The organism is Clostridiales bacterium (assembly GCA_017569285.1).
Lineage (GTDB): Bacteria > Bacillota > Clostridia > Christensenellales > Aristaeellaceae > Aristaeella.
The window spans coordinates 546,799-560,199 of the sequence record CP069419.1 but is presented as its reverse complement, the minus strand read 5'-3'; the positions used below and the strand labels follow the sequence as shown (position 1 = coordinate 560,199).

Below are 13,401 nucleotides of genomic sequence, written 5' to 3'. Positions count from 1 at the left end.
AAATATGCAACTAAATCCGGAAGAATATGCATACGCTGGATATTTCCGGGAGATTCCGGGGCGGAAAGAACGGAAAAAAGCCGTGCGTTTTCTGAAAATGTAAAAGGAAAAAAGCGGAAAAGGGGAGAATTTATATAGGTTAGCAGTTTGCACGATGAGAACAGGAGAACCCGCGATGAGACTGAATCCGATGCAGATGGAACGGCTGGCCGGCGCCGAGGAATTCGCCGCCGGAAAGGAACTGGAGGAGGCAGGCAGCGTCCGCGTCAGCGATCAGGACAGCGCCATGGTGCGGTATACCGTTGCCGGGAAACCGCCCCGGACCGTGACGCTGGGACGGAGCCTCGTACTGCACTGCGACTGCGAACTGTTTACCCAGCGGGGGTGCTGCCGGCACGCGGTGGCGGCATGGCTGGCTGCCGAACGGGCGGGGATTCCGGAAGCCATGCTGAAGAAGAACGCGCCCCGGAACGCGGCCGGGCTGACCGACCTGATCCTGCGCCAGATGCCTTCCGAGCCGAACGTCCGGCTGGAAGTGACGCTGGTGCTGCCCCAGAAGCCGGGGCAGGAGGTACGGATCGGACTCCGCGCCGGCGAAAACAAGCTTTACGTCGTGCGGGATATCCGGGCGTTCCTGAATGCTGTCGATGCCGGGGAAACGCTGGCGTTCGGCAAGGAATTTACCTGGCAGCCGGAATGGATGCGCTTTTCCCGGGATGATATGCGAGTGCTGGACGTGCTGCGGAAGCTGTTTGCCGGCCGGGAAGGGGAGCGGACCGGCTCGGGCGCCCGGCTGGTGCACCTGCCCGATCCGTTTACCCGGGAAATCCTGGAGCGTATCGGGGAAACGGCGCTGCGGATTATGGACAGCAACGGAAAGGTGATCCGCTGCCGCCAGATCCGGCGGGCACCGATCGCCCTGCAGTTTGAGATGAGTCTCGGGCCGAGGGGGCTGCGGACCGCGGCCCGGATGCCGGCAGACCTGCTGCCGGTAACTGAAGACTGCGCCTGGGTGGTGACCGGCGGCAACCTGATCCGGACCGAGGAGAACCAGCGGGAGCTGATCCTGCTGATCTGGAAAAACCAGTATGAAGGAAGGTGCCTGTTCGATTATCCGCTGGAGGAAACCGACCGGGTGATCGGGGAGGTGCTGCCGTACCTCAAACTGCGTGGCGCCGTGGAAATCAGCGGGGACCTGCGGCAGCGGCTGATCCGGATGCCGCTGCGGACGGAAGTTTACCTGGACCGGGACGGGAAGAGCGTTACGGCTTCCATCCAGTTCCATTACGGCGACGTGGTGCTGAACCCGTTTGCCCCGGTGGAGAAGAAAATCGCCCTGGACAAGGGCGAAAAGCTGCTGCTGCGGGATGCCGAGGGAGAGCACCTGGTGCTGGAGATCCTGGCGAACGCGGGATTCCGCGTCCGGAAGGACAATATCCGCCTGAGCGGGAACGACGAAGTGTTTGGCTTTGTCAGCGAGGGCGTCAAAAAACTGCAGGAGGTCAGCGAGGTATTCCTCAGCCGGGATTTCCGGCGCATTATGCCCCGGAGGCCGGTGCTGAGCGGCAGTATCCGAATGAACGGGGAAAAGCTGGAGCTGATGCTGCTGAAGGACGGCGAACCGGTGGAGGAACTGCTGGACCTCATCGAAGCGCTGAGCCGGAGGCGGCGCTATTTCCGGCTGAAGAGCGGGGAGTTCCTGGACCTGAGCAGCCTCGGGGACTGGGAGGAAGCCGCCGCCGGGATCTATGAGGCGGCGGTGCGCGACGGGAGCGAACCCGAGCGGGACGTGATCACCCTGCGGGCCTATCGGGCGGCTTACCTGGCCAGCATGCTGGAGAACAGCGGAATCCCGATTGAAACGGACGAGAGCGTCCGCCGTATGTCGGAGACCCTGATGAACGGGGAACAGGGAATCCAGGCGCCTGCCCTGGCGCCCGGGCTGACGCTGCGGGATTACCAGATGCGCGGGTATGAGTGGATGTATGCCCTGGACCGCATGCACATGGGTGGGATCCTGGCGGACGATATGGGACTGGGAAAAACAGTCCAGGTAATCGCCCTGCTGCAGGCTACCCGGGAAACCGGCCGCACCAGCCTGGTGGTCGCCCCGACGTCGCTGACCTACAACTGGCTGAGCGAGATCCGCCGTTTCGCGCCGGAGATGAGCGCGGTGATCCTGAACGGCACCGGTGCGCAGCGCGCCGGGATGATCCGGCACATTGCCGAGCACGGGGACGTGGATATCGCCATCACCAGCTATCCGCTGATCCGCCGGGATATCGACCTGCTGAAGGATATCCCGTTCCGGTACCTGATCCTGGATGAAGCCCAGAATATCAAGAACGCGGGCAGCGTGGCGGCCCAGGCAGCCAAACAGCTGCGCGGCGACACCCGGTTTGCCCTCACCGGTACTCCCATGGAGAACGGAATCGGGGAGCTGTGGAGCCTGTTTGATTTTGTGCTGCCCGGCTACCTGCCCGGCTACAACACCTTCCTGCGGAAATACCAGGACGGGGAGAACGCGGAGGACCTGCTGCGGCGGATCCGGCCGTTCCTGACCCGGCGGCTGAAGCAGGACGTGTTGGAAGAACTGCCGGAGAAGATGGAAATCACCCTGACCGCGCAGATGACGCCGGAGCAGAACCGGATTTACCGGGCGGCCCTGGAGCGGCTGCGGCCGAAGGTGAACAATATTATTGAAGCCAAGGGCATCCAGCAGGGCCGCATGGAGGTGCTGAGCGCCATCACGGAGCTGCGGCAGATCTGCTGCCATCCGTCCCTGATCATGAATGAATACCGGGGCGGAAGCGGCAAAGAGGAACTGCTGCTGGAGGTGCTTCCCGGCATGATCGGGAGCGGGCGGCGGATCCTGCTGTTCAGCCAGTTTACGAGCATGCTGAAGATCCTGCGCCGCCGGCTGGAGGAGCAGGGCTTTTCCACCATGTACCTGGACGGGGAAACCCCGGCCGGGGACCGGCTGAGCCTGACGGAACGGTTCAACGCCGGGGAGGGACAGGTGTTCCTGATCAGCCTGCGGGCCGGCGGGTCCGGCCTGAACCTGACCGGCGCGGACCTGGTGATCCACTATGACCCGTGGTGGAACCCGGCCACCGAGGACCAGGCTACCGACCGGGCCCACCGCATCGGCCAGAAGCACAAGGTCCAGGTGATCCGCCTGGTGACCGGCGAGAGCATTGAGGAGCAGGTGGTGGAGCTCGGGACGCGCAAGAAAGCGCTGTTTGACCGGCTGATCACCCCGGGAGAATCCGCCCTGGGCGCGCTGAGCGAACAGGATATCCGGCGGTTGTTTGAGTAAAATGCAAAAAGCAGGCCGGGTTTGCACATCCGGGAGAAGTATGGTATAATTTCAAAGTTAGCATACAATGCAGGAAGGAGGGAAGCCGATGGAAAACAGGACCGGAAACCCGGAACAGGGACGCCGTACGGCTTCCCGGGCAACCAAACTCCGCCGGAGGAAACAGCGCATGAATTTCCTCCTGCTCGCGGGTGCGGTGGCTGCCCTGCTGCTGCTGATTTTTGAAGTCCCGAAATGGATGACCGGCAGCTATCTCTTTGAGCCGCTCCGCCGGGCGACCTATTCCGCCGGAACGGAATCCGGCCTGGTGGAAAGCACGGGCGACGAGCGCGTCGGCGAATATGCCGGGCTGGTCATCAGCGAAGTGATGCCTGCGAACGCGACAGCCGTTACAGACGAGAATGGAAAATTCCCGGACTGGCTGGAAGTATGGAACAGCACCGACCACCGGATTAACCTGGAGGGCGTCGGCCTGAGCGACAAGGGAGACCGGATCCGTTTCCTGTTCCCCGCCATCAGCCTGGAGCAGGACGGCCGGGTGACGGTATTCTGCGACAATACCAACCAGGCGAGCCCGGACCGGCCTTTCCACGCGAAATTCCAGCTGAGCAGCGTCGGTGAGACCGTTTACCTGTTCGACCCGAATGCCTACCTGATTGACAGCGTCACATATAAAATTATCGGCAGTGACGAAAGCTGGGCCCTGACCGGCGGGGAGTATACGTCCACCGCCTGGTTCAGCCCCGGCTTTGAAAATACCGAAGCCGGCCACCTGGCTTACCGCGAGAGCGTTACCGCGGCGGACGGCTCCGTGCTCATCAACGAAGTGATGGCGGACCCGCTGACCGGCATCCGCGATGACGACGGTGAACTGTGCGACTGGATTGAGCTGTACAATACCACCGGAAACGCGATCAGCCTGGACAAGTTCGCACTGAGCGACAATGAAGGGAAACCGCTGAAGTGGCGCTTCCCGGACGGCGCGAGGATCGAGGCACACGGATACTACCTGGTGCTGTGCACCGGCAAGGACCGGATGGATACCAAAATGGAACGTGTTCCGCACTCGAACTTCCGGATCAGCGCGGAGAAGGAAACGATCATCCTGGCGGACAGCCAGGGCCGGGTTGTGGACCGGGTGATGATTGACAACCTGCCGCAGGACTGCAGCTGGGGACGGAATGAGCAGAACCAGATGCAGGTGTTCCAGATGCCGACGCCCACCCTGCCGGACAACGAAGCCGGCTTCAACCAGATGGACCTGAACCTGCGGGCGATGAACCGGACCGGGGTCTGGATCAGCGAAGTGCTGGCCAGCAACAACCAGGTGTCCACCTACGCGGGCACGGAGAACAAGGACTGGGTGGAAATCTACAATTCCTCCGACACGGCGGTGGATATCTCCGGGTGGGGACTGAGCGACAACCTGGGACGCGGACGGAAATGGCAGTTTCCGGCCGGCACCCTGATTGCCCCCGGGGAATACAAGGTGATCCTCTGCGACGGGAATACCGCGAAGGCGTCGGCCGCCGAGCCGCATACCTCTTTCCGGATCGGCCGGAATGCCGGCGAGATCATCACCCTGGCGGACCCGGCCGGGAATGTACTGGACAAGATTGTACTGCCGGAGATGAAGACGGATATTTCATACGGCCGGACCCTGGGGATCGCAGGGCTTTTTTATTATGAGACGCCGACTCCGTTCCGGGCAAACGGAACCGGCTTCAGCGGCTTTGCCTCCACCCCCTCCTTCAGTGTGGAACCGGGGCTGTATTACACCACCCAGTATGTGGAGATCCTGGTTCCGGAAGGCACCCAGGTGTTCTACACGACGGACGGATCCGTCCCGACGCAGGCGTCCACCCCGTACACGGCGGGAACGCGGCTGGAGCTGAACCAGTATGCGAACGTCCTGCGCGCACGGGCTTTTTCCACGGGGCTTACGCAGCCCAGCGAGATCCTGACCGGCACCTGGTTTGTCAACGTCTACCATGCCCTGCCGGTGGCGTCCGTGGTGACCGACCCGAACAACCTCTGGGATGAGGAATGGGGCATGCTGACGATCGGGAAGGATGCCATTAAGGAACCCGGCAAGCTGCCTTTCCCGAACACCGTATACCGGAAGGTGAAGGACAAGGGCATCAAATATGACTGCCATGTGGAACTGTTCGACCGGAGCGGCAACACCCTGCTGAGCCAGGGGGCCGAGATCGGCCTGATGGGCGACTATTCCCTGGATATGCCGCAGAAAAGCTTCAAATTCCGCGCCCGGAGCGTTTACGGCGCGAAGACGTTCCAGGCCAAGCTGTTTGAAGACCGGCTCTATACGGAATACAAGGGCTTCGTCCTGCGGAACAGCGGGAACGACAGCATGTTCACCCGCATGCAGGACGGATTCCAGGGCAAGCTGATGGACTTCTGCGGGGCCACGATTGCCCACCAGGCCTGGGAACCGTACGCGGTCTACCTGAACGGGATTTACTGGGGGCACATGAACCTGCGTGAACGGACCGACCGGTTCATGATTGCCCAGTTTGAAGGCCTCTCCCTGGAAGACGCGGACCAGATGGACCTGCTCCAGGGCAGCGGCAGCGTGAAGTACGGGTCCAACAAGGAATTCAAGGCCATGATCAAGAAGATGAAGGCCGGGAATCCCGCCAAGAACCCGGAAGACCTGCAGTACATCCTGGACAATGTGGACGTGGACAACCTGTTCGAATACATGGCGTTCGAGATGTTCTTCGGCAACAGCGATATCGGCAACACCCGCTTCTACCGGCTGAAAACGGAGGGAAGCAAATGGCGCTGGATCCTGTACGACGTGGATTACGGCCTGTACACCTCGGACTTCAACAGCCCGTGGAGCTACACCAAGGCCAAGGGCATGGGCCAGAAATATATCGACAACACCATTTTCATGAAGCTGCTGAGCGTACCGGAATACAAGGAACGCTACCTGACCAAATTCGGGGAGATCTTCCAGAAACTGACCACCCGGAAGATGCTGGAAATCCTGGACGACACGGTCAAGATCATCGAACCGGAAATGAAGAACCACTGGGCCCGCTGGGGCGAGGAAAACGACAAGATGGTCATCAGCGACGTGCCGGTCACCTCGGACGGCGCCTACCGGTACTGGGAGAAGCGCGTGGAGCGCCTGCGGAATGTCTGCCGGAAACGGCCGAACAAACTGTGGGGGTTTGCCCAGGACGCTTTCAACCTGACGGACGCGGAAATGGTAAAATACTTCGGACCGAGACCGGAGATGCCGCCGGACGCAATCTGATTTCCCGAACCATACCGGATACCCGGAACATCATACAGGAGGAGACAAGCCATGTTCATTTCCACAGCCTTTGCGAGTGCCAGTTCCATCGTCAAGAATGACGCAAGCCTGAGCGATTACTTCCTGAGCCAGTTTGAAAACCTGACGCCGTGGAAGATCATCATCGGCCTGATCATGGGATGCATTGTCGGCCTGGTGATCGCCTTTGTCTACAAGCGGTGCTACCGGGGCGTGCTCTACAGCCCGACCTTCGCGCTGACGCTGATGATGCTGACGCTGATTACCACCCCGGTGGTCATGTGCATCAAGAGCGATATCGCGCTGAGCATGGGCATGGTTGGCGCGCTGAGTATTGTTCGTTTCCGGACGGCCGTGAAGGATCCGATGGATACGGCCTACATGTTCTGGGCGCTGACGATGGGCATCCTGCTGGGCGCGGAGCTGTACATCCACGCGCTGGTGGTGGTGCTGGGCATCAGCATCATCCTGTTTGTGATGACCTTCGTACGCTTCCGGAACCCCAACAGCTACCTGCTGGTGGTCCACTATGACGACTACGCCGAAACCGAGATCACCCAGCTGCTGCGGCGGACCGTGAAGCAGCGCCGCCTGCGCAGCAAGACTGTCACCCGCGCGGGCGCGGAGATGACCGTCGAAGTCCGGCTGGACAGCAAGCAGGACCTGGTGAGCGCGGTGCTGAACATTGAAGGCGTCCATGACGCGACGCTGGTCGCCTGCCAGACCGAAGCCGGCGCCTGACCATCCCGAAGCTGAAATCCAGGAAGAAAACCAGGGAAAGGGGGAAGAACCATGGCCATGAATTCACTGCCGCTCCGGCATGAACTGAAGTATTTCATCAATGAACGGCAGTATTTCGTGCTGTCCGGCGTACTGGATTCGATTCTTTCCCGCGATCCAAACGGCGACGAATACAACGAATACCATATCCGCTCCCTGTACTTTGACACGGCGTTCAACAACGCGCTGTTCGACAAGCTGAACGGCGTGCAGAACCGCGACAAGTACCGGATCCGGATTTACAACTTCAGCGACAAGGTGATCAAGCTGGAGTGCAAAACCAAGGTCGGAACCCTGATTTCCAAGCGGAGCATCAGCATCCCGCGGCTGCTGTGCGAGCAGCTGATGGCCGGCGATCCGACCGGGCTGGAGACGACCCGGAGCGGACTGCTGAACGACATGTACCGGGAAATGACGGTGAACCTGCTGCGGCCGGTGGTGCTGGTGGACTATGTGCGGGAAGCATACCTGCATCCCGCGGAAGAGGTCCGGATCACATTTGACAAACAGCTGCGCACCGGGCTGTACAGCAAGGAACTGTTCGACCCCTATGTGCCGACGATCCCCCCGTTCAACAACAACGAGATCATCCTGGAAGTGAAATACAACCACAGCCTGCCGTCCTACATCCGGGATATCCTGGGAACCTACTGCCAGGGCGCATGCCCCAGCGCCATCAGCAAATATACCTGGTGCAGGCGCTTTGAAGGGTTCGGGGAAGAATAAGGACCGGAGAGAGGATCGCAGATGAAACCTGGAAGCAAGACCATCCGGCGCCTGGCGGCCGCCGTTTTCGCAGCGGTGTGCCTGGCATCCGGCAGCGCATATGCAGACCGCGTGATCACCCTGACATTCACGGGGGACTGCACGATCGGCAGCGAGGAAGCGCGGCGGACGCAGGAGGACTCCCTGCACGCGTATGCCGAAAAATACGGGTATGACTATTTTTTTGCCAACTTCCGGGAAATGTTTGAGGCGGACGATGCCACGATCATCAACCTGGAGGGCGTTTTTTCGGACAGCGCGAACGGGGAAAAGACCTCCAAGCGGTACCGCTTCCGCGGGCCGGTGGATTTCACCGGCATCCTGAAGGCCGGGTCGGTGGAGGTGGCCGGGCTGGCCAATAACCACACCTCCGACTTCGGTGCCCGGGGAATGGAAAGCACCCAAAAAGCCCTGGAAGATGCCGGGATCGGCTGGGCCCGGGGAATGGATTACCATATCCTGGAAAAGGACGGGATCCGGATCGCTGTTTTCTCGATGGACTATGCGCTGTCGAACACCATCGGAGACCGGATGCGGAAGAAAATGGCGGACATGGAAACGGCGGGCGAGGTGAACGCAACCGTCGTCCTGTTCCACAACGGCAACGAATACGACCCGAAACACAATTCCGTGCAGGAAAGCCGGGGAAAAGCGTTTGTGGAAGCCGGCGCGGACGTGGTGGTGATGCACCACTCCCATGTGGTGCAGGGCATGCGGATCCTGGACAACCGGTCGATTTTCTACTCACTGGGAAACTTTGTCTTTGGCGGGAACCGGGAAATCAAATCCGTGCTCTATCCGCGGGACGGGGGCCGGGAACCGACCTCCCTGTACTGCCTGGTGGTGCAGGCCAAGCTTTATTTTGACGATGACGGCAATTATACCGGGCAGCAGATGATCCTGTATCCCGGGTATACCAGCTCCGAAGCGCCGGTGAACAACTACCAGCCGCTGCGGATACCGGCGGAACAGGCGGAGGCCGTCCTGGACGCCATGGCGTATGACACCCCGGATACGATCATGTCGGTCGTCGGTGACGATGAAACCGGATATGCCCGGCTGGTGATGCCGTATCTTCCTTCCGGCACGGGGAAAGCCGTGAAACGGAACACGGACGGTTCGCCGGAGGCGCCGAAGGCGTACCCGGACAGAAACAACAGATAAAAGGAGAGGACCAGGTGTGGAAGCATTGATTCCGAAATGGCACAGGGAGCTGGAACTGTTCAGCGCGATCAAACCCCTGCTGATCCTGGAAGGGAACATCACCGACCAGTACCGGTATCCGGTGGACGGATCCGTCCGGCAGGACGAGATCATCCCGCTGAGCCGCTACCTGCATGCCTATTTTTCCGACCAGGGATATGACCAGGTGCTGTTCTACAGCAACCTGCTGGGCTTTATGAGCCCCTATGACCCCTCCATGCTGGAACGGTTTGCCAACCTGACGGACACGGAGGTCAGGTCCGGCGCGGTCCAGGCGGAGTTCAAGGGAAACGGCGCCAACACCGCGCCGAACGTCATCCGCCGGGCCATGTCCCAGCAGAAGGCGGCCACGGTGACCATCATGGAGATGGCCAGCCACTACATCACCACCCCGGAACGGATGGACCAGGCGGACGTGAACAGCTTCAACATCCTGATGCAGAGCGCGCTGAGCGCCTCCTGGGTCCGCACTGCCCACGGGAAGAAGCAGAACCTGCTGATCCTGCTGGTGAACAAGCTGAACGACCTGCCGGCGTGGTTCTACCTGAACAACCCGGTGTGCAAGATCCTGCAGCTGGAAGCGCCGGACCGCGAGGAACGGAAGCGCATGATGACCGGGACGAACTTCGCGTCCTTCTTCTCCGGCACCGTCTACCGGCGGGATATGCCGTACTACACGGAATATCCGGAGGACCTGGAGCGGATCAAGGAACGGTTTGTCGGCTTGACCGAGGGCATGACCTTCACGGAACTGGACGAAATGCGGATGCTGTGCAAAAAGGAAGAAACGCCAATCCGCGACCTCTGTTCCATTGTGGACCTGTACAAATACGGCATCAAGGAAAACCCCTGGAGCACACTGAGCGTCAGGAGCCTGAAGACCGCCAAGGCGGACTTTGAAAAGCGGATCAAGGGGCAGGACACCGCGCTGGAACGCACGCTGGACGTGGTCAAGCGCGCAGTGACCGGCATGAACGGACTGAACTCCTCCTCCACCGGAAAGCCGAAGGGCGTGCTGTTCTTTGCCGGCCCGACCGGTACCGGAAAGACCGAGACGGCCAAAGCGCTGGCAGAGAAACTGTTCGGTGACGAGAGCACCTGTATCCGGTTCGACATGAGCGAATACGGCCAGAGCCATTCCGACCAGAAGCTGATGGGCGCACCTCCCGGATACGTCGGGTATGAAGCGGGCGGCCAGCTGACCAACGCGGTGAAGAAGAACCCCTTCTGTATCCTGCTGTTTGATGAAATTGAAAAAGCCCATTCCACGATCCTGGATAAATTCCTGCAGATCCTGGAAGACGGCCGCATGACGGACGGGCAGGGGAATACGGTGTATTTCTCCGAAACGATCATCATCTTCACCAGCAACCTGGGCATCTACGTCAAGGATGCCTTCGGCAACCGTGAGCCCAATGTGACCATGGATATGCCGTATTCCGAAGTGCAGGCCCGCGTGCGCAGCGCGATTGAGGACTACTTCAAGCTGGAACTGGGACGGCCGGAGATCCTGAACCGGATTGGCGAAAACATCGTGGTGTTCGACTATATCCGCAAGGAAGCAGCCGACCTGATCCTCCAGGCCCAGGTGAACAAGATTACCCGGAACCTGCGGGAACAGAAGAACATCTCCATCCGCATCGAGGACTTCGCTTACAAGAGCCTGGAGGAAGCGGCCACCTTCGACCTGTCCAACGGCGGCCGGGGTATCGGTAACCAGGTGGAAAGCCTGCTGATCAACCCCCTCAGCCGCTGGCTGTTTGACAATGAGATTACCGGCGACGCGAAGATTGTCATCGAGGGATTCGACACGGCGGCCAATCCGCCGAGTGTACGCTGCCGCAGGGAAGGAGAGGACGCGTAATGGCAGACGAAAACAAGGGAAACAACATGTCCCCCGCCGACGCCAGCGAACTGCTGCGGCGCATGAAGGCCATCGCGTCTGACTTGTGGCGGGAACCGCCGGAGGATGTGGTTCCCGAACCGAAGAAGCAGGAAGCGAAACCGGCCAAGGTGGTTGTCAAAAAGCCGAAGATCGGCATCGAAAATCTGTGGATGACCGCGGATGAAACGATTGAATGGACCGATGCCCTGGCCCATGAATGGCCGACGGACGGACTGACCCCCCAGCACCTGTGGGAGTTTTACCATCAGCATGCGGAAGCGGTGCTGAACGGCGACCTGACCGCCTATACGGAAGTCCTGCGGAAGGCAAACCCGTTGGGTGAACTGATGGAGTACGCCCACGGCATCAGCATGCGCGCGCCGGATCCGGACCGCCTGGAGGCGATGTTTACCGGCAAGGACGAGCACATGGAGAAGAACGCGAAGCAGTACCTCTCCGCCATGGGCGTCCGCATCGCCCGGGACCTGCTGGCCTGCCTGCCAGTGAGCGAGGTCCGCGTCACTGCCTCCTGGAAAGGCGAAACCGTGATGGACGCCGTGTACCGCCGGGAGCAGCTGCTGCACAAAAACTTCAGTTTCCTGGATCCGGTGAAACTGACCGAGGAATGCGGCGCGGTATTCAACTGAACAACAGACCCAAAACAACAATGCGGGTGCCCGAAAGGGCACCCGCACTTGCTTTACTAAGATCAGTATCCGATTTCCGCCAGGATCCGGTCGGTGACCCGGGCCACCAGCAGGGAGAACTCCCGGGATACATGGGGCTTTTCCAGCCCACGGACGCAGCGGCCGAGCTGCTCTACTTCCAGGGTATAGTTATCCCGCACGGAAACGGTCTTCGTTTCCGAAACCCCGTCCCGGATGACGGTATATGGGATTTCCCCGCTCTGGTTGAACTCCACGGGGGAGACAATCGTTCCTTTCGCCCCAAAGATGCGGAACCGGTCCAGCCGCCCGTGGGGCAGCAGCATGCCGCAGTCCAGCGCCGCGACGGATTCGTCATTGTACAGCAGCAGGGCGGAGGTAAACAGGTCGATTCCCTTCGGGGAGAACTGGGCAGATGCCCGGACGTCATCCGGCTCTTTCCCAATCATCCACATGGCCATGCTGACCGCGTAGCAGCCCAGGTCATACATCGCCCCGCCGCAGGTTTCCTTCCGCAGGCGGATATCGGTATCCGGCCGGCGGCCGGTGATAAACGCAGATTCCATGTACCGGATATCCCCGATGACTCCCGAATCCAGCTCCGCTTTCACCGCCTGCACAAACGGGCTGTGGAGGTACGCGAAGGCTTCCATCAGGTATACGCCGCTTTTTTCCGCCGCATCGAACATCCATTTGACCTGCTCTTCGGAAACCGCCAGGGGTTTCTCGCACAGGACGTGCTTCCCGGCCTGCAGCGCCCGGACGGACCATTCACAGTGCAGGTCGTTGGGCAGGGGAATATAGACCGCCTCCACTTCCGGATCAGCCAGCAGTTCCTCATAGCTTCCGTAAGCCTTCCGGAATCCAAACTGATCCCGGAAAGCCTGTGCCTTTTCCGGGCTCCGCCCGGCGACCGCCCAAAGCTCACAATTCTCCGCCTGCAGCATCCCGGGAATCGTCGCCCCCCGGGCGATATCCGCCGTACCGAGGACACCCCACCTGACTTTTTCCATTCCTGTATTCCTCCTGCCCATATTCGTTTATCCGCTTTCCTGTATCGTACACGTTCGAGTATACTCCAAGTCAAATCTTTTTCACCGGATTCCTGCTGAAACGGTGCAAACCTGGCCGGATTATTGTATTTTTCATGCACCGGGATCAATCAAGTTATGTACATGTTGAAAAGTATGGATTTTATGGCCCAATTTGATTGACCATAATATAAGAAATGAATTGCTTTCCACAAAGGTTTCGGATATAATTACATATTGATATGGATTGGGTTACAAGCACGGAAATCCGAGTGATCAGAAAACAGGAAAGGCAGGGAAGCTTTCCGCCAGCGCCGGGGTATCCACGGACGGTGAAGCTGGACCGATGACACTTGCCGGACAGCCGTTCCGTTTACGTGTGTTTTCAGGAAGGACGACGGGGAAATCCGCCGCCCGCAGCGGAGCTATGCTTTTCAGGAGGAACGGAG

8 protein-coding genes are annotated in these 13,401 nt (G+C 59.9%); 7 read left to right on the top strand and 1 reads right to left on the bottom strand.

Going from position 1 to position 13,401, the window contains the following annotated elements; translation table 11 throughout:
- Positions 1–175 precede the first annotated feature (175 nt).
- The 7 genes from JNO48_02525 (at position 176) to JNO48_02495 (ending at position 11,903) form a co-directional block, all read left to right on the top strand.
- A complete protein-coding gene (locus tag JNO48_02525; protein QTE68804.1) occupies positions 176–3,319 on the top strand; it encodes a DEAD/DEAH box helicase in 3,144 nt (1,047 codons plus the stop codon).
- Between the two features lie 88 nt (positions 3,320–3,407).
- Positions 3,408–6,605, top strand: coding sequence for a lamin tail domain-containing protein (locus JNO48_02520; GenBank protein ID QTE68803.1), 3,198 nt, complete (start codon positions 3,408–3,410; stop codon positions 6,603–6,605).
- A gap of 51 nt (positions 6,606–6,656) precedes the next feature.
- Positions 6,657–7,364: a DUF4956 domain-containing protein gene (locus JNO48_02515; GenBank protein ID QTE68802.1), complete on the top strand. Its 708-nt coding sequence runs from the start codon at positions 6,657–6,659 to the stop codon at positions 7,362–7,364.
- A gap of 51 nt (positions 7,365–7,415) precedes the next feature.
- On the top strand, positions 7,416–8,129 hold the full coding sequence (locus JNO48_02510) for a polyphosphate polymerase domain-containing protein (GenBank protein ID QTE68801.1): 714 nt from the start codon (positions 7,416–7,418) through the stop codon (positions 8,127–8,129).
- A gap of 21 nt (positions 8,130–8,150) precedes the next feature.
- Positions 8,151–9,332 carry a CapA family protein gene (locus JNO48_02505; GenBank protein QTE68800.1) on the top strand — a complete coding sequence of 394 codons (1,182 nt, stop codon included), beginning with the start codon at positions 8,151–8,153 and terminating at the stop codon, positions 9,330–9,332.
- Positions 9,333–9,348: 16 nt separating this feature from the next.
- Positions 9,349–11,235, top strand: coding sequence for an AAA family ATPase (locus tag JNO48_02500; GenBank protein QTE68799.1), 1,887 nt, complete (start codon positions 9,349–9,351; stop codon positions 11,233–11,235).
- Positions 11,235–11,903, top strand: a complete 669-nt coding sequence (locus JNO48_02495; GenBank protein QTE68798.1) for a hypothetical protein — start codon at positions 11,235–11,237, stop codon at positions 11,901–11,903. Before JNO48_02500 ends, JNO48_02495 begins: the two co-directional genes overlap by 1 nt.
- A 62-nt stretch (positions 11,904–11,965) precedes the next feature.
- On the opposite strand, the gene JNO48_02490 is transcribed toward JNO48_02495, so the two are convergent.
- On the bottom strand, positions 11,966–12,934 hold the full coding sequence (locus tag JNO48_02490; GenBank protein ID QTE68797.1) for a Gfo/Idh/MocA family oxidoreductase: 969 nt from the start codon (positions 12,932–12,934) through the stop codon (positions 11,966–11,968).
- Between the last annotated feature and the right edge of the window lie 467 nt (positions 12,935–13,401).

What these genes read in the sequence shown, in the direction of transcription:
- JNO48_02525 (QTE68804.1), top strand. Translation starts at nt 176, where the DNA reads ATGAGACTGAATCCGATGCAGATGGAACGGCTGGCCGGCGCCGAGGAA.
- JNO48_02520 (QTE68803.1), top strand. Translation starts at nt 3,408, where the DNA reads ATGGAAAACAGGACCGGAAACCCGGAACAGGGACGCCGTACGGCTTCC.
- JNO48_02515 (QTE68802.1), top strand. Translation starts at nt 6,657, where the DNA reads ATGTTCATTTCCACAGCCTTTGCGAGTGCCAGTTCCATCGTCAAGAAT.
- JNO48_02510 (QTE68801.1), top strand. Translation starts at nt 7,416, where the DNA reads ATGGCCATGAATTCACTGCCGCTCCGGCATGAACTGAAGTATTTCATC.
- JNO48_02505 (QTE68800.1), top strand. Translation starts at nt 8,151, where the DNA reads ATGAAACCTGGAAGCAAGACCATCCGGCGCCTGGCGGCCGCCGTTTTC.
- JNO48_02495 (QTE68798.1), top strand. Translation starts at nt 11,235, where the DNA reads ATGGCAGACGAAAACAAGGGAAACAACATGTCCCCCGCCGACGCCAGC.
- JNO48_02490 (QTE68797.1), bottom strand. Translation starts at nt 12,934, where the DNA reads ATGGAAAAAGTCAGGTGGGGTGTCCTCGGTACGGCGGATATCGCCCGG.